Source organism: Sporosarcina ureae (genome assembly GCF_029267015.1).
GTDB lineage: Bacteria > Bacillota > Bacilli > Bacillales_A > Planococcaceae > Sporosarcina > Sporosarcina ureae_D.
This window is the reverse complement of the sequence record NZ_JARIEA010000069.1, coordinates 1-22342: the sequence shown is the minus strand read 5'-3', so window position 1 is coordinate 22342 and position 22342 is coordinate 1. Positions and strand designations below refer to the sequence as shown.

The 22342-nt window shown below is 41.7% G+C and carries 23 protein-coding genes and 1 pseudogene; 9 read left to right on the top strand and 15 right to left on the bottom strand.

All coding sequences use genetic code 11. The features are described 5' to 3' along the window. Positions 1–5 precede the first annotated feature (5 nt). From Q7P97_RS11310 to Q7P97_RS11295, 4 genes are all read left to right on the top strand, one after another. A complete protein-coding gene (locus Q7P97_RS11310) occupies positions 6–683 on the top strand; it encodes a uracil-DNA glycosylase (protein ID WP_303969284.1) in 678 nt (225 codons plus the stop codon). Between the two features lie 23 nt (positions 684–706). After that, positions 707–883, top strand: coding sequence for a uracil-DNA glycosylase (locus Q7P97_RS11305; protein ID WP_085428097.1), 177 nt, complete (start codon positions 707–709; stop codon positions 881–883). Then, positions 880–1143 carry a YwdI family protein gene (locus Q7P97_RS11300; RefSeq protein WP_303969283.1) on the top strand — a complete coding sequence of 88 codons (264 nt, stop codon included), beginning with the start codon at positions 880–882 and terminating at the stop codon, positions 1141–1143. The genes Q7P97_RS11305 and Q7P97_RS11300 overlap by 4 nt, the downstream gene beginning before the upstream one ends. A gap of 99 nt (positions 1144–1242) precedes the next feature. After that, positions 1243–1623 (top strand): DUF423 domain-containing protein, encoded by a 381-nt coding sequence (locus tag Q7P97_RS11295; RefSeq protein WP_085428099.1) that lies wholly within the window; start codon positions 1243–1245, stop codon positions 1621–1623. Between the two features lie 39 nt (positions 1624–1662). Here Q7P97_RS11295 and gerQ read toward each other — a convergent pair whose 3' ends face one another. Together gerQ and hemQ are read right to left on the bottom strand one after the other, a co-directional pair. Next, a complete protein-coding gene (gene gerQ / locus Q7P97_RS11290; protein ID WP_303969282.1) occupies positions 1663–2007 on the bottom strand; it encodes a spore coat protein GerQ in 345 nt (114 codons plus the stop codon). A 473-nt stretch (positions 2008–2480) separates the two neighbouring features. Next, entirely contained in the window at positions 2481–3230 is a 750-nt protein-coding gene (hemQ, locus tag Q7P97_RS11285) for a hydrogen peroxide-dependent heme synthase (protein ID WP_303969281.1), read from the bottom strand. A 215-nt stretch (positions 3231–3445) separates the two neighbouring features. Here hemQ and pta point away from each other — a divergent pair, with 215 nt between their 5' ends. Both pta and lipL read left to right on the top strand, forming a co-directional pair. Then, the gene (gene pta / locus Q7P97_RS11280; RefSeq protein WP_303969280.1) at positions 3446–4417 is read left to right on the top strand and encodes a phosphate acetyltransferase; all 972 of its coding nucleotides are present in this window, start codon (positions 3446–3448) and stop codon (positions 4415–4417) included. A gap of 66 nt (positions 4418–4483) precedes the next feature. After that, positions 4484–5320 carry an octanoyl-[GcvH]:protein N-octanoyltransferase gene (gene lipL, locus Q7P97_RS11275; RefSeq protein ID WP_303969279.1) on the top strand — a complete coding sequence of 279 codons (837 nt, stop codon included), beginning with the start codon at positions 4484–4486 and terminating at the stop codon, positions 5318–5320. 19 nt (positions 5321–5339) lie between these two features. On the opposite strand, the gene Q7P97_RS11270 is transcribed toward lipL, so the two are convergent. The 6 genes from Q7P97_RS11270 to Q7P97_RS11245 all read right to left on the bottom strand — a co-directional run bounded on the left by Q7P97_RS11270 (position 5340) and on the right by Q7P97_RS11245 (position 12434). After that, complete coding sequence (locus Q7P97_RS11270; RefSeq protein WP_303969278.1) at positions 5340–5978, bottom strand: RsfA family transcriptional regulator; 639 nt, start codon at positions 5976–5978, stop codon at positions 5340–5342. A gap of 554 nt (positions 5979–6532) precedes the next feature. Beyond that, entirely contained in the window at positions 6533–6736 is a 204-nt protein-coding gene (locus Q7P97_RS11265; RefSeq protein WP_085426568.1) for an alpha/beta-type small acid-soluble spore protein, read from the bottom strand. 77 nt (positions 6737–6813) lie between these two features. Beyond that, positions 6814–8016, bottom strand: a complete 1203-nt coding sequence (thiI, locus tag Q7P97_RS11260) for a tRNA uracil 4-sulfurtransferase ThiI (protein WP_303969277.1) — start codon at positions 8014–8016, stop codon at positions 6814–6816. Next, positions 8013–9146: a cysteine desulfurase family protein gene (locus Q7P97_RS11255; protein WP_303969276.1), complete on the bottom strand. Its 1134-nt coding sequence runs from the start codon at positions 9144–9146 to the stop codon at positions 8013–8015. The genes thiI and Q7P97_RS11255 overlap by 4 nt, the downstream gene beginning before the upstream one ends. Positions 9147–9221: 75 nt before the next feature. After that, positions 9222–10913 (bottom strand): septation ring formation regulator EzrA, encoded by a 1692-nt coding sequence (ezrA, locus tag Q7P97_RS11250; RefSeq protein ID WP_303969275.1) that lies wholly within the window; start codon positions 10911–10913, stop codon positions 9222–9224. Positions 10914–11114: 201 nt separating this feature from the next. Further along, positions 11115–12434, bottom strand: a complete 1320-nt coding sequence (locus Q7P97_RS11245; RefSeq protein ID WP_303969274.1) for a FapA family protein — start codon at positions 12432–12434, stop codon at positions 11115–11117. Between the two features lie 180 nt (positions 12435–12614). On the opposite strand from Q7P97_RS11245, the gene Q7P97_RS11240 reads away from it, so the two are divergent. After that, positions 12615–13418, top strand: a complete 804-nt coding sequence (locus tag Q7P97_RS11240) for a S1C family serine protease (protein ID WP_303969273.1) — start codon at positions 12615–12617, stop codon at positions 13416–13418. 116 nt (positions 13419–13534) lie between these two features. On the opposite strand, the gene Q7P97_RS11235 is transcribed toward Q7P97_RS11240, so the two are convergent. After that, complete coding sequence (locus tag Q7P97_RS11235; protein WP_303969272.1) at positions 13535–13852, bottom strand: YflT domain-containing protein; 318 nt, start codon at positions 13850–13852, stop codon at positions 13535–13537. A gap of 217 nt (positions 13853–14069) precedes the next feature. Here Q7P97_RS11235 and Q7P97_RS11230 point away from each other — a divergent pair, with 217 nt between their 5' ends. Then, positions 14070–14450 carry a carboxymuconolactone decarboxylase family protein gene (locus Q7P97_RS11230; RefSeq protein WP_303969271.1) on the top strand — a complete coding sequence of 127 codons (381 nt, stop codon included), beginning with the start codon at positions 14070–14072 and terminating at the stop codon, positions 14448–14450. A 44-nt stretch (positions 14451–14494) separates the two neighbouring features. Here the strand turns inward: Q7P97_RS11230 and Q7P97_RS11225 are convergent, their stop codons facing one another. Together Q7P97_RS11225 and megL are read right to left on the bottom strand one after the other, a co-directional pair. Next, entirely contained in the window at positions 14495–15643 is a 1149-nt protein-coding gene (locus Q7P97_RS11225; RefSeq protein ID WP_303969270.1) for a baeRF3 domain-containing protein, read from the bottom strand. A gap of 425 nt (positions 15644–16068) precedes the next feature. After that, positions 16069–17259 (bottom strand): methionine gamma-lyase, encoded by a 1191-nt coding sequence (gene megL, locus Q7P97_RS11220; RefSeq protein WP_303969269.1) that lies wholly within the window; start codon positions 17257–17259, stop codon positions 16069–16071. 344 nt (positions 17260–17603) lie between these two features. Between megL and rpsD the strand changes: the two genes are divergently transcribed. Next, complete coding sequence (gene rpsD / locus Q7P97_RS11215) at positions 17604–18206, top strand: 30S ribosomal protein S4 (RefSeq protein WP_085426577.1); 603 nt, start codon at positions 17604–17606, stop codon at positions 18204–18206. Positions 18207–18408: 202 nt separating this feature from the next. On the opposite strand, the gene Q7P97_RS11210 is transcribed toward rpsD, so the two are convergent. The 4 genes and pseudogenes from Q7P97_RS11210 to Q7P97_RS11195 all read right to left on the bottom strand — a co-directional run. Continuing rightward, on the bottom strand, positions 18409–19500 hold the full coding sequence (locus Q7P97_RS11210; protein ID WP_303969268.1) for an NAD/NADP-dependent octopine/nopaline dehydrogenase family protein: 1092 nt from the start codon (positions 19498–19500) through the stop codon (positions 18409–18411). 61 nt (positions 19501–19561) lie between these two features. Continuing rightward, positions 19562–20953 (bottom strand): YfcC family protein, encoded by a 1392-nt coding sequence (locus tag Q7P97_RS11205; protein ID WP_303969267.1) that lies wholly within the window; start codon positions 20951–20953, stop codon positions 19562–19564. 122 nt (positions 20954–21075) lie between these two features. After that, positions 21076–21798: a GntR family transcriptional regulator gene (locus Q7P97_RS11200; RefSeq protein ID WP_303969266.1), complete on the bottom strand. Its 723-nt coding sequence runs from the start codon at positions 21796–21798 to the stop codon at positions 21076–21078. A gap of 347 nt (positions 21799–22145) precedes the next feature. Further along, positions 22146–22342 (bottom strand): annotated as a pseudogene (locus Q7P97_RS11195) (hydrolase); the annotation flags it as partial.

Sequence of the window (22342 nt, the reverse complement as noted above, 5' to 3'; positions counted from 1 at the left end):
TGCATATGGTAGCAGAATTTCGTAATGATTGGGATCGCATACTAAAAGATGAATTCAACAAACCGTACTATCAGGAATTGCGTACATTTTTACACAAAGAATATACACATCACGTCATTTATCCGCAAATGACCGACATGTGGACAGCTTTTAAACTGACAGCTTTTCAGGACGTCAAAGTGGTGATATTGGGTCAAGATCCATATCACGGACCTAATCAAGCGCATGGCATGAGTTTTTCCGTACAACCTGGCATTAAGTTGCCTCCAAGTTTACGCAATATCTTTAAGGAGCTGTCTTCGGATATCGGTATGGATATTCCGGCAGAAGGAATGTTGACAGGATGGGCCGAACAAGGTGTATTATTATTGAATACAGTACTGACTGTGCGTGAAGGGGAAGCGGCTTCACATCGCGGCAAGGGTTGGGAACTCTTTACGGATGAAGTTATTCGCAAACTATCTATGCGCAACGACCCTATTGTCTTTATTCTATGGGGGAAGCATGCCCAGGAAAAAACCGCATTGATTAACCGTAGACGTCATGCAATCATCGAATCACCACATCCAAGTCCATTTAGTGCATCGCGCGGATTTTTTGGGAGCCGACCATTTTCCAAAACAAATGAGTACTTGACTAAGTGGAATAAAGAGCCGATTGATTGGTCAAAAACTACGAAGTGAACAACTAGAAAGGAAGTATGACTATGGCAGTCAATTGTTTCGACTGTATCTTCTTTTATACAACATGGGACCCTGCAAATCCGCGGGGCTGCAAGGCATATGGATTTAAGACGAAAATGTTACCTTCTATTGTAGTGAAGCGCTCCTCTGGTATGGAGTGCATGAAGTTCGAACCGAAAAAGGGGATGAAAATGCGATGATTACTGCTTTAAAATTGCTTGGAGAAATGGAACAACAAGTGCGTCTAGCAAAACAAGCACAAGACGAAGCGACGCAGCGGGAAGCGATTTATGCTGTGCGAACCTTATGTAATTTGATGCTGAATGAAGAAAGACCGTCCGAACCGTCCATTCCGCAATCTGTGCAACTGAGCTCTGTTCATGCAACGCCAGTCACTTCGTTGAGCGAACAACCATTGCATGAACCGGATGCTAACGGGGAGTCATTGTTTGATTTCTAATAGCGCCACAAACCGTTCAAAAACCTGTTAATTCTAACCCTGACGATATGATAGACTAGAATCAGGATATATATGATTTGTTAGAAAGAAGGAATATTCATGCCGTTTTTTATAATTGCTGGAGCTATTAACGCGGCTATTGCAGTTGGATTTGGGGCGTTTGGTGCACACGCATTAAAGGATCGCTTGTCCGAACACTATTTAGCTGTCTGGGAAACCGCGGTACAATATCAGATGTTTCATGCGATTGCCTTACTCGCCATTGGTATTTTGATGAGCAGTGCATTGCTTGGACCATCGACGCAACTATCGTGGGCCGGTTACTTGATTTTGGCTGGTATCATTATTTTCTCGGGAAGTCTGTATGTACTTAGTTTATCTGGAATCGGAATACTTGGCGCCATCACGCCTATAGGCGGCGTCGCGTTCATTGCTGGCTGGATCATGTTGATTATCGCCGCAGTGAAATTTGGTAGATAATAAAGGAAAACCGCTCACACATGATGAGCGGTTTTTTTCTTATGGCGTTTGGTCGAAGTAATTTAATTCCTCAGGGAACTCCGCATAATCGAAGTAGATCATCGGGAATAAGTAGCGTCGACCCGTTCCGGCTTCACTGAGGATCACATGGTCACGTCCCGCAGCTTCTACCATGCCTGTAACAGCTTTCGTGTTCTTGCCTGCTTCTACCGCATGTTCAAATGAAAAGTGAAAGACGCCCGGTTTTCCTCTGTTGAGCCTGAGGATATTCTCGATATACGATTGTTCTCTAAAGGGTGTAGTGGGCCCGCCCCCTTGTGGGTTAGTTTGTGGCGGTACCATTTGTTGCTGGCCGTAGCCGGGATTCCAATAATAATTAACCATTTTAACATCCTTTCCAGATAAGGTAGTATTTCTTGCGGGCGGTCTTGAAGGAAGAACGCTTATAGGAATACTCGTTGTTTCCTTCGAAGTTTATCGTGATGAGAGTGGAACAAAACCTCCTTGTTGGTATCTTATGTTGGAGGAGGGGGAGGTATGAATGGAGATTTGGAATGTGGAGTGCGGCTTTTCGTTCTGAGTTGGAGAGTGAAGTTCAAGAGCTTGCAATGTGATGTACGTTGTACGTGTGAAAGTGATAGCAACGTTTCGCTACGTTCCAGGCGGACGCGTTCGGGAGGCCCGCGGTAAGCCAACCAGTTCGCTTTGCTCCTTTGGTTGTCTAACCTGTCGGGCTAATCCTCCCTGAGCGTCCCTCAACCGGAGCTTCAATCCCGAACTACTAGCCAAATTAACTTCCTATTTCAAACAACAAAAAAAGCCGCGAACTATTTTGTTCGCGGCTTCGTAATTAATTATTATACTTCAAAAAATGCTGCGCGCTTGTCGGCTTCTAGAATCGTACCGATAAAGAACGAACCGAACACGCCATAGCGTGCGCTGACTTCGTCAAAACGCATTTCGTACACGAGTTTCTTGAACTGCAACACGTCATCAGAGAACAACGTGACACCCCACTCGTAATCATCAAAACCGACAGAACCGGAAATGATTTGCTTCACTTTTCCCGCATAACCTCGGCCGATCATGCCGTGGCTGCGCATTAAACTCTTACGGTTGTCCATGTCGAGCATGTACCAGTTATCTTCACCTTCGCGCTTCTTGTCCATTGGATAGAAACAAACATATTGGCTACGTGGCAATTCAGGATACAAACGCCCGCGCACATATGGATTCTGGTACGGGTCTTCATCCGACTCGCCTGCAAGGTAGTTTGACAATTCGACTACGGATACATAAGAATAAGCCGGGATCGTATAATCTGCGATCGTTAATTTATTGAATTCTGCCTCTAGTTGTTGAAGATCATCCATTGTCGGACGTAATGTCATTAGCATAAAATCTGCTTTCTGGCCGATTACCGTATAAAAAGCATGGCTGCCTGTTTTAGCGTCGTCTGCTTCTTGCATTCGGTCCAAAAATGTTAGAAATTCATTGACTGCTGCCTGGCGCTCTTCTTTTGAAATCAGTTTCCAAGAAGCCCAGTCCATCGTACGAAAATCATGAAGTACATACCAACCGTCTAATGTAATAGCTGCTTCGTTCACTTGAATTCAGTCTCCTTTTAAATCAAAGTAGTTTCTTTTCCAAGTGTATCATAAACGGTCTGTGGTCGTTAAGGAATAAGATGGCGCGTACGTTTTATACGATGAAAATATGCACTAATCCGATAACTGTCTGAAAACTTGGAATTTCTTAGTGAATTAATTTAGATTTTCAGGTATGATGAATAGGAAAATATAACAAAGGGTGGGAATTACACATGGCAGATCTTTTTGAAGGTATTCGTAAAACGTTGGAAGGCAAAGGAAAGACCATTGTATTGCCTGAAGGGGAAGACGTTAGAATACTAGAAGCGGCTGTACATCTTCAGCAAGAGGGGATCATTACACCGGTATTATTAGGTAATGAAGAGACCGTAAAAAAAGTGGCGCAAGACGGTGGTTTCGATATTTCCGAAATTCAGTTAATCGATCCTGCAAACGCTTCCTATTTTGAAGAGTTAGCGGAAAAGTTCGTGGAACGTCGTGCAGGAAAAGTCACAATCGAACAAGCGCGCGAGCAATTGAAAGATGTAAACTATTTCGGAACTATGCTAATCTATACAGGACGTGTAGACGGTTTGGTAAGTGGGGCTGCACATTCGACGGCCGATACAGTTCGTCCAGCATTGCAGATCATCAAGACGAAACCTGGCATTACTAAAACAAGCGGTGCTTTCATTATGATGAAGGAAGAAGAGCGTATGATCTTTGCAGATTGTGCTATCACGGTAAATCCAACAGCACAAGAGTTAGCTGAAATTGCGGTGGAAAGTACGAAGACGGCAAAGGCATTCGGAATCGATCCGCGTGTGGCAATGCTTTCATTCTCGACTAAAGGTTCTGCTGTAACAGAAGAAACGGAAAAAGTAGTAGAAGCCGCTAGAATTGCAAAAGAATTGGCACCTGAACTATTGATCGACGGAGAATTCCAGTTTGACGCAGCGTACGTACCAAGTGTAGCCGCGAAGAAAGCTCCGGAATCCGTAATCAAAGGTGATGCAAACGTCTTTATTTTCCCAACTTTAGATGCCGGCAACATCGGCTATAAATTGACGGAGCGTCTTGGTGGATATGAAGCGATTGGACCGATTCTTCAAGGCTTGAATGGTCCTGTCAACGATTTGTCACGCGGCTGTTCTGCAGAAGACGTGTATAAACTGTCTATCATTACCGCAGCTCAAAGCCTATAATCACAGGCTCCAAGTTTGTGAAACGTCTACATACAATCCAGATTAACAACTATAGGAGAACTAGACATGTCACAAGATAAACATTTATTGAATCAACCGGCTTGGCGCTTCATAGACGAATCGATCTCAGCACGTAATCGTTCGGCGCTTGAATCTTTCGCTATGGACGATACATTATGCCAATTAGTCGGACAGCAAAAAAGTGTCCCCGTCGTTAGAACATGGGTGCACGACCATACAGTAGTCTTAGGAATTCAAGATCATCGAATGCCTTACATCCAACAAGCGATGGAAGGAATAGCGCAGCACGGCTATCAGTCGATTGTTCGCAATTCAGGTGGCCTTGCCGTGGTATTAGATAATGGGATATTGAATATCTCGCTCATTTTTTCGGAACAGAAATCCTCAATTGATATTCCTGTAGGTTACGAAGCGATGCTGTCGCTAGTTCAGTTGCTATTTCCAGAACTCGGCGAACGGATTAAAGCCTATGAAATTGTCGGTTCGTATTGTCCAGGTTCATATGACTTGAGTGTGGATGGCAAGAAGTTCGCAGGGATTTCCCAACGTCGTCTACGCCAAGGAGTCGCTGTACAAGTGTATTTATGCATAGAAGGCAGCGGGTCTGAACGTGCGGAGATGATTCGAGAAGTCTATGAGACAGGATTGCAAGGTGAGCAGACAAAATTCAGCTATCCTGTGATTCAGCCTGATACTATGGCGTCGTTATCAGAAATTCTTGATACGCAATTGACTGTCAATGAAGTAGTCATTCGACTGCAGTTATTATTGCGTTCGTTGACAGATGATGTGCAACATGGCGGCTTGACGGATGAAGAAATGGAATTGTACGGCTTTTATTTGCAACGGGTCTTTGAACGTAATCAAAAAATGTTATCATAGAACGAAAAAAAGCTGCCAATCAGTTATCGATTGGCGGCTCTTTTGATGCGACTAAATTACCATTTGGTTCCATTTTGAAGAGTGGTGCGATGTGTTCGCTTTCTTCATTCAATGCGATGAGTCTACGTGCTCGGTTCATGATCTGGACGAATTGCTCGTAATCTTCTTTCAACGTTTTGTTCTCTTTTTTCAGATTGTCTATTTGTGCTTCCAGCGTTTTCATTTGTTCTGTCGCTGTTTTTGCCGTCTGTCTCCAACGAAGTGCATCAGTATCTGCACCACCGTTATGATGCATGCGAATTAAATAGGCGATGACGGTATCGAGGGATAGGGCGGATAGCGGAACCTGGATTTTTTCCTGGCCATCCGGTCCTGCTTCTGGGTTGTACATTTGCTGGTTGCGTCTTTTAAAATCTGTACCTAGCACACGCAATGTTTGCTTTCTCTCTTTCTTTGCTTCGGCGAGTTCTTCCTCGTATTCTCTTCTTACGACGGCGTTCCATCTGAATCCGCAAGCTGCGGCCGTTCGGTTTAGTGCGTCGCCTACTTCCTCAAATGCACCAAGCTGTGTACTTCCTTCTCTTACATGTCGTAGCACCGTCTCTGCCAGTAATTCATCGTCCCGTTCTAACCAAGCATCTTGTCTAACTTTCACCATCTCCATGCCTCCTGTCTTGTACTCTCTTTCTACTGCCATTATGACCACGAAACGAATCTTTTATTCAGAGAGTTACAAAATTCTATGAAGATGGTAATAAAATGAGCAGATTTTTTTGGGTGAGTGGGAGTTAAGTAAAGTTAGTGGGGGTAGGCTGGCGGGGTGTTGGGGTGGGGATTTGCGCTCTAGGCGGACGCTTTCCCATGGGCGTGGCTTGAGCCTCCTCGTCCGCTATGCTCCCTGCGGGGTCTCAAGGCGCACGCTGATCCATCGGGAGTCGCCGCCTGCCGCTCCAATCCTTGCAGTGTATGTGGGAAATACTTATTCCTCTGCTTCGAAGTTAGGATTGTATTTTTTTGAATTTGAACTTGTATTAAAAAAGTTTAAAACATAATAATAGTTCACATACTATCGCCAATAGGAGATCAAAATCCATCCCCACGTACTCACATATTCACTCACCACTCCTAAGCCCTTGATCTTGAGTCTAAACCAATCCAAAAAAGAATGCCCCAGAAGCGTTGTGGCTTCTAGGACATCCTGTGTCTTACGATTTACTTAGTATAACCGTTCATTTGTGACTGAGCCTGACGCACTAATCGCTTTGTAATTTCTCCGCCGACGGATCCGTTGGCACGCGATGTTGAGTCTGGTCCAAGTTGTACTCCAAATTCAGAAGCAATCTCTTCCTTCATCTGGTTCAAAGCCTGTTGTACGCCTGGTACTAGCAGTTGGTTCGAGTTGTTGTTGTTTGGCATGTCGCTCACCTCCTTGTGACATTAGAATGGTCACTTTTGAAAATATCATGCAAGGAAGGTGATAGGTAATATTTTCTTTACAGCAAGTCCTCGAAGTCGTCTTCCGTCTGCTGGCTCGGGATCGTCGTTACACGCTGGCTTGCAACTTCCGCCACCATGTCGTCAAACTCCTGGAAGCTTTCGTAGTACGCGACTTTTTCAACGCGCGGCTTCGTTTTATTGCTTGGCGGCGTGAATACCGTACAGCAATCGTCGTATGGACGGATAGAAATATCGTATGTTCCGATTTTTTGAGCTATCTCAATAATATCCAATTTATCCATTGCGATAAGTGGTCGTAGGACCGGTGTATTCGTTACTTCATTGATAGCGGTCAAACTCTCCAGTGTCTGACTTGCTACTTGTCCTAGACTGTCGCCTGTGATCAATCCAAGCGAATTCGTGTCTTGACGTACTTGATCAGCGACTTTCATCATCATTCTTCGCGTAGTGGTCATCGACAAGTTGCTCGGTACTTGTTTCACAATCGCCTGCTGCAGATCTGTGAAAGGAATGACGTGCAATCGAATGACCGCACCGAATTTCGCTAGTTGTCGGACAATGTCTTCTACTTTTTCTATTGCCAAATCACTTGTGAATGGAGGAGATGCAAAGTGGACCGCGTCGAAGGACACGCCACGCTTCATCATCATATAGCCTGCTACAGGGCTGTCGATGCCTCCTGACAATAACAATATAGAGTGACCATTCGAGCCGACGGGCATACCTCCTGCACCTTTGTAAGTGTGTGAAGAAATATATGCCGCTTCGTGCTGGATCTCTACGTATAGTAATATTTCCGGCTTTTTCATTTGTACGATTAAATCAGGGAACGTTTTCAATACATGTCCACCCAATACCTGTTGCAATTCCCCTGTATCAAGCGGGAATCGTTTGTCTACACGTTTGACGTCTACTTTAAAAGTCTTTCCCGCAGTTTCATTCTTGCCGAGTACCTTTAACGAAGTTTCTTTAATGACTTCTAATGTAGGTTCGCAAATCACAATCGGGCTGAATGATTGAATACCGAATACAGAAGGCAAAATTTCAACTGCACGATCCAACTCTTCAGGTTTTTCTGTGTAAATGAACATCCGATCACGCTCTGCACGCATTGTGACGGTACTTAAATCTGACAAAGCCGCTTTAATATTCGTTTTCAGTTTACGTATAAATTTACTCTTGTTTTTTCCCTTAAGTGACATTTCACCATATCTAATCAAAATGGTATTCCAGTTCATTTCCCCACTCCTTTTCTGATCAGTTCGATTAATTGACGAACCGCTACTTTTAATTGTTCGATTTCTTCTATTGTTTGATCTTTACCTAAGCTAATTCTGATAACACCTTTTTCAAATTTCTGTGGGATGCTGATCGCTTCAATTACGTGACTCACATCGGAATTCTTGGATGAACAGGCACTGGAAGTTGAAACGATTATGCCTTGCTGTTGCAAGAAATTAATCGCGATCTCTCCGGTAATCTGAGCAAATGCAACAGATAATATATAGGGTGCACTTGCATTCGGTGCCAATACCTTGCATTCATCAAATTCCGAGAAAAATTCCACCAGTTCGTTTCGCCATTGCTGAAACTGTTGCAAATCCACTTCTTCCATTAGTAAACGGACCGCTTTCGCAAGTGCTGCTGCATGCGGCACCGACACCGTTCCACTGCGCAACTTTTGTTCTTGACCACCACCAAACACAATCGGTTGTAGTTGGATATTTTTACGATACGCTAGGAATCCACTATTTTTTATTCCGTACATCTTATGAGCTGATAAGGAAATCAGATCGGGGCCATCTGCAAAACCAGCAAATGATAGCTTTCCGAAACTTTGCACACAATCTGAATGGAATTTCGCGCGTGGAAAAGTATGAATGATTTTCGCACATTGCTCAATCGGCTGAATTGATCCTATTTCATTGTTAACATGCATGATACTAACTAAAATTGTATCATCCTGCAACGTTGATTTGAGTTCGTCCATTGAAATTCGTCCTTCTTTATCTACCGTTAAATAATCGACAGTGAAGCCTTGCTTTTCTAAGTCTTGAAAAACACGTAACACGGAAGGATGTTCGATGCTCGTTGTGATCAGATGACGTCCTTTGTGCTGATTCGCATATACATAACCTAGTATGGCAAGATTATTGGATTCTGTCCCGCCCGAAGTGAATATCCCTTCAGTCAATTCAAGTCCTATTGCCGCGAGTATTTGAGTTCGCGCACGTTCCAACAATTTTTCTGTACGTTTTCCTTCGGCATGAAGCGACGCTGGATTGGCGAAATAGGATACAGAAGCATCCATAAAGGTGCGAAGAACTCTCTCATCTGGTTTTGTTGTTGCGCTGTGATCAAAATACATATGTAAACCCTCTCTTTTCCTTGGGATTTAGCGAAACAAAGCCACCGGAAAACCGGTGGCTTTGTCGGAATATAGTTAGGCTTTGACCTGAATCATACCTTGAATTTTTTTCAAGGCTCCTGGTTCAACTTCTTCAACCGCAGTACCCGCTTCTTCCAATGCTCTTAAGTAGCGACATTGCATGAAGGACTCTTCAGCTTTCAACAATTTATTGTGAACTTCGGGATGAGACGCACGGTAACGGTTACCGTATTGGATGATTCGTTCTACAAGCAATGCATTTTCAATCATGTCTTCAGCTTTCGCACAAACATCAGTGACGACTGCATCTGCTTTTTGAACATAGGATTCAACCAATGCCATATTAAGCGGCACTTCTTCTAAACTTTGTTTCACGATAAAAATTTGTTCATCAGCTTCTTCAAGTTGTACATTCATATCATCAGGAATTCCTGGGATATTGGCACGGTGTAAATTACGATCCGCAATTTGAAGTTGTTGTGCAAGTGTCACAATGCGAGAGCGTACAAGATTTTCGTCGATGCGAAGGTTTTTGATGCGGTTACTGAACTTGGAATGTGCTTCAGAGATTGCATCTAGTTCTTCCACTAGCTCTTGCAACTCGATTTGTTGAGCTGAGTAAGCTAAGTTTTTTGCGTCCTGACGTTCGATGAATATTTCTATTCGTTTCGCCAACGCGTTCAACTTTTGCAATGCCATTTGTGGAATAATAACCTCGTTGTCATTCAAACGATAACTTTGCTGAACGAATTTCACTTCTTCAATCGTATCTGGAATAGCATATTGAAGCTCTTCAAACAGATCCAACATTTGATCCAAATGTTCATCTACGTAATGACGGGAGCTTACTTCCTCTTCCAACACATCATAGAATGATTCGATTTCATCATGAATTTCATTCACTTCCGCTGCTACTTCCTCAACATCCAAACGCGCTAATAACTGACGAAGATCCGCAATTTGTTGTTCGATTTTGTCGAAACGCGAAGGCATTTTCAGATGTCCTAAATAGTACTCCTGACCTTCCATTTCGATGATCCCTTTTCGCATTTCTCGCAACGCTGCAGGTATTTTTGTCTGCAACTCATTAAGTAATGTAGGAATCTCATCAAGTAAAAACGAAAAGCGTTCTTCTTTTGCTCCTAACACAATAACTATTTCACGAGCTTGTAGATAATTACCATTTTCGATAAGTGCGTCATACTCCTCAAATCTCGGATTAAAGGATTCCCACTCTTTTTCTAAAGGCTCCACTGCTGGTCCGAATGCGTACTGATGAGCTAAAATCTTTTTGCGCGCTGCACGGTGATGTTCTTTTACCGTTTCTATTTCGAACCGATTTCTTTCTTCACTACCAATCAGTTCGTTTAGTTCCTGCAAGATCGTTCGCATCTCTTTTTCACATTCATTCAAGATTTCGCGGATTTGTTTCTCAGTTTCCGTAGCTTTCTTAAAACGGAAACGATCTACTTGCCCTTCAGCATCCAGTAAAAGCAAATCTACATTATGAAGACGATCATCGACTACTTCAGTCCAAGTGTTGCGCCATCTCTCGAACATTTCTTCTGTTTCGCCCGTCATATTCAACTGCTTTACCTTCGTCATTTCTTCGAATATTGGCTCGCTTTGAATTTGTAATTTTTCTTGTTCCATTTCACTGATTTCTTGTATATGCTTTCGCCTAGACAGAAATGCCATCACCGTTAAAACAATGATGATAACTAATGGAATGATGATGTATATCATCTCGCTATGATCCCCCTATCCCACACTTCGCGCATAAAGTGACTACTTTAGATATTATAGTATATCGTAACATGTTTAAAGCATTTTCGTCTTCTATTCACATCTTTTTTAAAAAACAACGAACTTTTTATCACATCTTGTGAGAATTTAGGATGGATCCACACATTTTTACGTTCTTTCTCTACAAATTTTGCGTCTACTTTATTTACGTAATGTAAAGATCTGAACGAGTGCAGATTCAATATTGCGTAAGTAGAGCAAAACTTCCGTTAAATCATTGACCATCATGGTAATAACCTTTTCCTGAATGCCTACCGTAACGGTGGAAGAAAATATACTACCTTGTATGAATACCGATTTAGTCCCACGAATGGAAGCCTTCGTACAATTCTTCATAATCGTTATGATGCCAGAAGCCGCGATAAACATAGACGGATGGACGCTCCCCCCAATCCACACATCCCCTTCAAAATGAATATTGCCACTTTCCAAATTCACATTGGATGCATGACGATATTCTCGATTCACATAAATTTTTGCAAGCTTACTCCGCCATTCAATAACGGGTCTTCCGTCAATTTTTGCATATAATTTATGCACGACACTATCTACAGTATCAAGGGGACGCACGATAATATCTTTAGGCGGTTTTACTTTATACGTTTCATCTTTCAAATTCTTGCCGTTACTCCCCTGTACCGCTGGGATATATGTCGCAATAAGCTGACCGGCCTTCACGGTTGGAATGAAATTATGTTCTCGAAAATCAACCAATTCGTCTTCGTCTTCGTCGTCCTCTAACTTTTTGAAGTTCAGGTGAATATCGAGTCGGGCATCCTGACTTTCAATAGGAGGAATTCCTCTCGCCACGATAATCTCTGTACACTCCAACGTGTTCACAGCTTGCCGAATACCATTTAAGGAAATACCCGTATCAATTCCTATATTATTCAGTTCTTCCACTAGCTGTTCTGTAGTCAGTTCATTGTATACATCTACTTTTTCAGATACTTGTATATTCAGGACTTGTTTCCATGGTGAATCCTGCAACGTACGGGTGATTCTTTTTCCTGGTGTCACGATAGCGGTCGCAATCATAAGGTGTTCATCTAGACGTATTACAAAATGTGCAGCTATATCTTCTGAACGCGCACTGCATTCTACACTGTCTGTCGACAATACAATCGTTCGCTCAGTGCACTCCGTTCCGTTGATCCGTAGTTCGACACCTGTAGAAGGAACGATGATTGGATAGTGTTGTTTTCCGAACCGAACTTCTAATCTTTCATTATGAATTCGAACACCTGCCAAAATTTCTTCTGCTTCCTCTTGCACACTTTCCTTTTTTTCTTTTTCATTGACTGTGACTTCTGCTAACACTTTTCTCAAACCGAACATCGATGTACCTGCAGGTCGTTTTACGTGGACATGTACGTCATCCATCGTCAGCTGCAAAATCTCCAGTGCTTCTTTGATCGCCCCTCCTACCGTTTCAGCTTGTGTTGTAATGGATCTGGTCATATTTCCACCTCCATTCGTATAGGTATTTATCTTCATATATAGTATAGCATAGTACAGATTCTAAATAACTATATTTTCTAACTTTTCAATCCCAGCAAATATGATCTTACGATTAAAGTTCTGCATACTTCCTTTGAGTTCATTATCTGGTAAACTATGTACGAGAAAGAGGTGGGAATAGTGGATACTAAAGATCCGTATCAAGAAGAGTTGGATGATGATGAGCTGCAAGATTTAGTACTCGAAGCGCAGCGTGAAGCGTTAGAAAAAGCAGCTGCTGAAAAAAATGTCCGACGCACCTACCGCCCCTTCCCAAAGTGGATGTTCTGGATCATGGCAACTACTTTGGCACTCAGCACATTCGCTATTGTCTTTCAAATTTATTCAATCCCCGCGTTAGAGTTTTTAAAAGCATCATCAGAGTTATCTTCTGATCCACAAATAGCAGAATATAAAGAAGCAGTCGCCGTAGTTGCTACTGAGAATACAAAAGGTACAGGCTTCTCCATTAATCAAGAAGGGACGATTATCACGAATTATCATGTAGTCGAAGGAAATGAAACGATGATTGTCTCCTTTCCTGATGGCCAACGATTTACCGCAGACGTTACGGAAGTGTTTCCAGATATCGATCTAGCGATATTGGAAGTGAACGGAACGGATCTCCCTCATTTAACATTGGCAAAAGAAACGATGTTTTATGATCAGGAGCCGATCACATTTATAGGGAACCCCTTAAGTTTTTCGGGAATAGCAAATAAAGGCCACACGATTGATTACATACAACTGTCCGATTGGGATATTCCTGTCGTGATGATAAAAGCGCCTGTTTATAGAGGAAATAGCGGAAGTCCTGTTATTAATGAAGAAGGTAAAGTGATCGGTATTGTCTTTGCAACGTTGGATGAGGAGACACATGGTAAGGTTGGGTTGTTTATTCCTGTAGATGCTTACTATGATGCAATGGCTAATGTAGCAAGGTAGGTTTTAGAAGGTGGTATGAGATTTACTTCGCAGATAAATTCGTAGTAGTTTGAGATATGTACACAAAAGTAAAACCGGTGAAATGAATAATATCCTTTCACCGGTTTTTTAGAATCTTACTTTTTAGCAACTAGTAATAGTCTGCCTTTATCCAGTTCACTTTCGCCTTCTTCAGCTTCTGCTTCCGATAGGCCAATTGCTTGCATCTGTGCGCGCAATGTATCGCCACGTGATGTGAACATGTTCTTCATCGCATTGAGGAAGCCCATTTCCGCCATACCTACTTGTTCTGAATCAAGTGCATCCGAAATTTTGTCTTCACGCTCTTCGCTATGTGCGAAAATGAAAATCTCATCATGTGAGTAGCCTTGTGCTACCAATTCTTCGATCTTCTTTTTTGCTTGTACCGCGTTTTCTAAGAAAAACTTATTCATTTGTCATTACCTCCAAATATATTTGTTTTTCGTTCTACTCATCTATACCTACTCTAAGCGGTTCTTAAACAATAACGCTGATTTTCACATCCTTCGAACCACTGCATAAATTTAAACTGATAAGAAGTGCATATTTTACAGACAGAAAAACAAAATAATAGTCAGAATATGCTATACTTTCTTTATTGTTCATTTACAAAACAAGGGGGCTCTTTCATTGTCAACGGAACGTATTGAAGCAGGTTTAGAGAAAATCAGGGAGTATGTGAGTGAAGAAGAAGCCGAACGTATGATGACGGCGGACGCATTAAAGGAACTGGCGCCAGATTTACGGAAATACATAGTGGAGTTTGCGTATGGTGAAATTTATTCACGGTCTGGACTCGACAGTAAACAACGACAATTGGTAACACTCTCTTCACTTGTCACACAGGGAGCGACTACGCAAATCCAAACGCATGTTAAACGAGCATTGACAGTAGGTTTGACTAAAACGGAAATTGTGGAAAGTATGATGCAACTCATTCCATACGTCGGATTCCCACGTGTACAAACTGCGTTAACTGCTGCTAAAGAAATACTCGAACATGAAAAATGATAGAAAAATGCGATCAAGAGATATCTCTTGATCGCATTTTGTTCTTACCATCTAAAGATAGCAGCTGCACCTGTTTCAACAGGCATACGTTCCTTCGGAAGAACGACTACTTCTCCTCCAGTTTTAAAGACGATTTCCGCTAAATCATCTAGCACGTCATCCACTGCAGTTTCTTCCAGACCTTTCGTCTGGATTTCTCCTGTTTCTAAATTGATTTTACCCGGATATAGATAACCGTCTTCCAATACTAGTCTTCTAATACGATCTTCACTCGCCGCCTTGGCAATTTCTTCAATATTTGCTGAACCTTGATCACTCGCTTTAGCATTTTCAAAGTTCTCCACTAAATCTTTTGTCTTCTGCAAATACGTTGGTTCGACTATTTCCCAAGCCATTTTACGTAACTGCTCTAGGCTGAGCGCATCAAAGTCGGATTTAATACCATTGGCTTGCAAATGTGGATTGTGACTCAATTCCTTAAATTGCGTCTGATATTCGCTAAGTGTTACTAAGTATAGGGGGAGATTCATTGGTTTAGAGTAGTTTTCTGCAACCGTTCGATCCACGTATCGGAAGTAACGCTCAATATCGATATCTATTTCATCTTTCTTACCCCCATGACCGTGCATCATCGCTGTACCAGCAGCACCACCCGAGTTGCCCGTGCCTAAGTAAGACTCGGTCACTTGATCACCAATCGCTTCTGCTTTCGTCTTCGCTAATTCTTCAGGGATCTCCACTTCCTCTACGCCATAGCGATTCCCTTCAAACAGTTTAAACTCTTGTCTATTGACGCCGAGTAGATGGTAGCGATCTGCAGATTGGAATACACGAATAAGCGGTTTAATATGGAAACTATCAGATACAATCGCCAGTTCTGGCACGGGACGTTGCAGACGATAGGCAATGATGCGATCTTTTGTTGCGAATAACGCTAGTCCATCCCCTGCATGTGCCCAGAAAGGACGCTCACCTTGAAGCTTCTCAAGCGGAGCCAATAAACTCTTCACTTCATCGGCAGAATGGTTTTTTGATAACTTTTCATGTACATTCTGTAATAAATTTTTAAAACGTATCGGGTCTTGTTGATTTTCAGGTCTATACCGGTGGGTCGGTTGATAAATGGAGATACATGTCTCCGCTTGCTCCATCAAAAACTTATGGGGAAATTCGTTTACAATCTCTACGTTCATCTTTATCCCTCCAATAAATATTTTCCTGTAGACAACAACAGGCTCTAATTTACTTGTTCCCTATTCATTTGTTTGTAAACTATTTGTTTATAGGAGGCGAGCAAGCCCTTGACAAAAAATCACAATTCGTGTATAGTTATTGTTTGGGATTGATAACAGATCTGACGTAAGAAATGGCGTTCTGCAGATGTTTATTCGGAACACTTATTCATCACTGGCGCGACTATAGGGTCGCAAGGACGCAAAAGTAGGTAGGGTTTGCGTTGCTTAAGGGAAACAACCAGTAGAACACGACCGCGGCAAAAGAGGTCCAATCAGAATCTACATGCTATATAAATCAACACATATAATCGTTGTCAAACGTAACATTTATAATCCTATATAAAAAGCGAGCTCCCCGATATGGGACGCTCGCTTTTTTCAATTTAAATGGAAGCAAATGCTTGATCTAAGTCCGCCATAATATCATCCATATGCTCAAGACCTACAGACAAGCGTAGTAATGTATCCGACACACCCATCTTCTGACGCTCTTCTTTCGGCACACCTGAGTGTGTCATAGTAGCTGGATGTTGCATAAGCGTCTCTGCGTCGCCGAGACTAACAGCCAATCTGATTAGCGTTAAATGATTCAGCAATTTTTGTGCCTCTTCTTTTCCACCTTTAATCGTAAAGGAAATCAATCCACCACCTAACTTCATCTGCTTTTGTGCAATCTTAAACTGCGGATGCTGACCGTCAAACGGATAGAATACTTCTTCTACTTTCGGATGCTCTTTTAAATACTCGAATAGGATCTTTGCATTGGATGAATGTCGTTCCATACGAATAGGCAAAGTCTTAATGCCTCGCAGTAAAAGCCATGCATCAAACGGCGAAATGATGCCACCATAATCTTTCAAGACTGTACCACGCAATTTCGCCATCTCATCTGCATCTTTACCTACCAACAAACCCGCGATCACGTCGCCATGTCCATTAATGTATTTCGTTGCGCTATGCAGTACGAAATCTACACCGAACGATAGTGGTGTTTGAATGTAAGGTGAACAGAATGTATTATCCACTACCACTTTCAAATTGTGGCGCTTCGCTACATTCACTACCGCTTCGAGATCAACCAATTCCATCGTCGGATTAATTGGTGTTTCTACATATATACATGTCGTCTCGGGCTTCACAGCTTTCTCTATCTCTTCTTCCGTTTTCATTGAAATTAAATCATGTGTGATATTATATTTCTCTTCTAATATTTTTAGTAGTCCGAATGTACAGCCGTAAATCCCACGCGAACAAATCACATGATCATTTGCTTTTGTCAAATGAACCAGCACTGCACTAACCGCCGCCATACCAGAAGCAAATGCAAGACCTGCTGCTCCCTCTTCCATCTTGGCGATACGTTCTTCAAGTATCGCTACTGTAGGATTACCTAGACGCGAGTAAATATTCCCTGCTTCTTCACCAGCAAAACGCCGCTCTCCTTGTTCAGCTGAATCAAATACGTAGGTTGAGGTTTGATACAGTGGCACAGCCAAACTTCCCTGATGATCTTTGCTGTCGTATCCTTCATGAATCATTGCTGTTTCTTTATGCCAGTTAGTATTCTTCTGCATACCGATTCCTCCTTGTTCTACCTTATTCACAAACGAATGAAAGCGCTTAACTCTTCTCTAATCTAGTGTACATTGATTAGTAAAAAAACGAAAGAACAATATCTTTTCGCCACCTTCTATATATAACGCTTGACCTATAGTCAATAAATTGGTATGCTAATCTTTGTGTAAAATATTCGCAGCAGTTATGTGTTCTATTTTGTCCAGTCTATTCCTTTTTTAAGGTGCACCACGTAACCTCGAGGCTGCAGGGGCGAAGTTGCAAGATTATAGAATGGCAGATGGATTGAACATATCTGGTCTTATTTTACAACAAAATAAAACCAACAGAGGAGGAGTCTCTCATGGCTCGATATACAGGTCCATCTTGGAAATTGTCACGCCGTTTAGGTATTTCACTAACAGGCACTGGTAAAGAAATTGAAAAGCGTCCATACGCACCAGGACAACATGGTCCAAACCAACGCAAAAAACTTTCCGAATACGGAATGCAATTACAGGAAAAACAAAAACTACGCTTTATGTACGGAGTGAACGAACGTCAATTCCGCACACTTTTCAACAAAGCTGGTAAAATGCAAGGTATTCACGGTGAAAACTTCATGATCCTTCTTGAAGCTCGCTTGGATAACGTTGTTTACCGCATGGGTCTTGCACGCACTCGTCGTGCAGCTCGTCAGCTAGTTAACCACGGTCACGTATTGGTTGATGGCAAGCGCGTTGACATCCCTTCATTCGCAGTTAAGCCAGGTTCTGAAATCTCTCTTCGTGAGAAGTCTCAAAACTTGAACGCAATTGACGAAGCTCTAGAAATCAACAACTTCGTACCAGATTTCGTTACTTTCGATAAAGAAACCAAAAAAGGTACATTCGTACGCCTTCCAGAGCGTAGCGAATTAGCTGCTGAAATCAACGAAGCATTGATCGTTGAATTCTACTCTCGTTAATAACAATAAAATCCCGTTGGCTGAGATTCTTCTCGGCCCGCGGGTTTTTTTGTATTCTACTAAACACCTTTGTAGTTCAAAACTTGTTTCAATCTATTATGAACACGAAATGCGCCCTTCGAAAAGTTCCGTCTTTATATAAATGCATACTATTTTCTCCAAGCAAAAGGGATCCTCAAAACGAGGATCCCTTTCAGTATATTTATTTCCGACCTGTACGCACAAATTCGAGAAACTCCTCAACCGTCATACCTTTTACACCTAAGGCTTCAAGCGTACGCGCACCTTCCATTAGGCTTCTTCCTAACAACAATTGACCCATCGTTGCTGCGGTTTGCATGTGAATTGTCGGAAGACCTAACATATTTCCAAGTTCGATGAACGGAATTAGCCCCATCGGTATATCTTCTGTTAAGTAGCGCGTCTCTAGCGTATGTTGTCCGCCGATATCTTGATAAACCGGATTACTGCTGACTGATTCAGCTAACGTCTCTTTAAACACGTCATACTCGATTTCTAACTGTTCCAAACAAGATGGTAAATCCAAACCTAATGCTTTAGCTATCGCCAAGCGCTCTTCATCCATTTTCTCTACATATTTTCCAATGCTAGGCGTAAATCCATCCACATAGAACCGCCATTCTCGATCTGATTCAATGATTCCTGTATTAAACAGAGTCGTAGCTGGATGTAAAATAGGATTTGTATTATCAAAACTAGTGACTAGTATACTGTCACATGCTTCAAATTGCGGGAATGCTTCTTGCAATATCGCTACAACCCGATCCGTTTCCGTTGCAGGTAACGCCGCCGTTAAAATACGATTCTTTAAGCCAAATACTTGCGTCGTCCCAGGCTTTATAATGCGGCAACCATACAGCAGTGTGTTTGTTTCTCCTAGCGTAACATCTGCTGTACATCCAGCATCGTCTAATACTTTTCTAAATATAAGGGATCCGAATGAGGCAGCGGGATTTAAGATAACGATTTGACCGTCCTGCAAATAAGGTGCACATGATTTGGCAACAGAGGCATGAGCAGTGGCTGGTACCGTCACAAAAACAACATCTGCGCCTGTTAGTGCATCTTCTATATTAGTGGTAGCACACGATACGCTTCCAAAACCCGTTAATGCATCTTCGAGATACACGCCACCTTGTTCTTGGATTACTTCGATCGTTTCTTCGAATATATCGTAAATCGTCACGTCAAATCCCATCATACCTAAGTGTCCTGCTGTAGTCTGTCCACCGTTCCCTCCACCAATAATCGTCCATTTCAATGTTTTATTCATCTAAAATCACTCCATTCAGTTATTTACATAATTGCGCCTATCATTCATGAATTTATTTAAATTAAAACGGACCCCAGTTTGTCCAAACACCGATAGCCAATATAATCATGACCCAGACCGTCCATTTCAACACTAATGGTCCCGCAAAACGAACCCATTTTCCAAATGGTACTGCAGCAATTCCAAGTGCTGCCATTAAGACAGGATGTGTAGGTGTGATCATATTCCAGTATCCATCTCCCGACTGAAATGCTTGAACAGCAATTTGACGGTTAATCCCAATGACATCACTAATAGAAGACATAATCGGCATGACTACTGCTGCTTGCCCAGTCGAAGATGGTATAACAAAGTTAATCAATCCTTGTGAAATATACATGCCCCATGCCGCAAACACACTATGGAGATTTCCAAGTGGCACAGATATCGCATAGACTAGCGTGTCAATAATTTGTCCTTCTTCCATTACAACGAGAATTGCACGTGAAAGCCCAATGATCAGTGCCGCTGCTGTCATTTCTGCTGCACCTTTCATAAACTCATCTGTAAACTTATTAAAACTACCATTAAACGAAATCATTCCGATCACAATTCCCATCAGAAGCATAAGAGCAGATATTTCTCCTAAATACCAACCGTACTTTAGAACACCAAATACTAAGGCTATTAAAGAAAGACCGAGAATCGCCATAATCCATTTATGACGTTTAGTCATTGTCAGATTCTCAAGCAATGTAGTATCTGTCTCAACCTCTTCTTCACCAACTAACAGACTAGTAGATGGGTTCAACTTGACCTTTTTCGCATAGCGCAATGTATGATGAATCGCAATTATGAGTCCACCAACCATAAGAATTGTTCTTAACCCAATACCTGAAAATAAAGGAAGCTCAGCAATCCCTTGAGCGATACCTACGTTAAATGGATTTAACGGACCTGCAGAATACCCAGCATACACGCCTACCACAACGATGGACACCGCAACAATACGGTCATACCCCATCGCAATCGTTGCCGCTAAAACAATAGCGACGAATGGTAATGTCTCTTCTGCCATTCCAAACGTAGCGCCTCCCATTGCAAACGCTATCATTGCAATGATAATGAAAATAGACTCTTTACCTTTTAATCGATGAATTAATCTAGCGAGCGCCGCATTGATCGCCCCACTTTTCACGATAACTCCGAATACTCCACCTACAATTAAAACAAACGCAATAATTTCAGCAGCACCAACAATTCCACCAAATACAGACGAAAGAATTCCCCCGACCCCTACAGGTGTTTGCTCCGTATAATTGAAACTATCGGCAATGATAAGTTCCCGTCCTGTTTTTTCATCCAACGCCCGATCAAATTGCCCTGCAGGTACGATGTATGTAAGCGCAGCAACAATAACGATCATAAACATAAGTAAAGCAGTTGTCGTAGGCGGCTTAACTTTCCATTTCATATTCTCCACTTCCTTTACGTAGTTAGTGTACTTAGCTATTTGAGAGTATAGTTATTTATTAAAGTATAATGTTATAACATTATATACTATAGAAAACTATGCAATGCATAGTATCTAGACCATTAGGTCAAATTCAGTTCTAAATAATACTTGTCTTTATCTTGCTTCATGACAAACTTTGAATATTCGACTGCATCATCCGTGTCCGAAAACGTAATTCGTTCCCACACAAAAAGAGGTGTGTTTTGACGAACCCCTAGCAATTCCACTTCTTTTTCGTTTGCCACCGCACCAGAAAAGTAGTTTTTCGATCTTTTTAAAGTAATCCCACAGATAGTTTTTAACACATCATAAATAAACACGTTTTCATCTTCGATCCGCTCTTCTGCTGGCCAGATATTTTGAGGAATGTACGTATATTCCAATGACACCTTTTCACCATCTTCATATCCGACACGTTCTAAATAAACAAACTCTGTATCCACTGTCTTTTCTAACCTTTTTGCAATACTAGGATTTTTTTTATGATATTCATTGCAAAGTAGATCGTGGCTATTACTTACTTGTTCATCCACCCTTATAAACTCAGACTTATGAATATTCTTCTCCTTCTGCTCACCCGTTACAAAAGTTCCACGCCCCCGTTGGCGAACAAGCAACCCCTTATCAACAAGGTTCATAATCGCTCGTTTAATAGTAATATTACTAACATCCAGCAAGCTAGCTAATTCCGTTTCGGTTGGTAGTTGATGCCCTACATCCCAAATACCAGAAACAATATGTTCTTCTAACTTACTTTCAACTTGCGAGTACAGTGGAATCGCAGCTGATTTATCAATTTTCAAACAAGACATCCCTTTCTAGTAGAGTATAATGTTATAACTATTCAGATTATAGCAACTCAATAATACATTGTAAAGATAATTCTGAAAACGTTTTCAATAATCAGTTATTTTTTTAAACTAGCAAAGAAGTCACTATATCATTCAAGTGATTTCGTTAATAAGGAGTGGGTAAAATTTATTCAAAATGAATTAAAAAACTGCATCCTATCAGATCGACGTTTTGAATAAGTCTTTCTCATAGAACGCAGTTTGTTTTGCAAGTAGTGAAATTAATGAAAGCGATATAAGATGCAATTTATACGATTTGAACTATATATTAAAGTAAGTAATCTACATAGCCTCCCACTCTAGTCACAATATTCTTCCATGATCCGCAATGTGATACCCTTCAATTCATCATGTTCAGTAAATTGTTCGCTCAACATGTCTGTAAGTATATTTTCGAGGAAGTATTCAACACAATGCATATCTTGAAAATGCAAAATGGTTGTGAGTGCTTCTTCGTAGATCTCTAAAAATAAAGGTTCGGGATTATTCTTTTGGA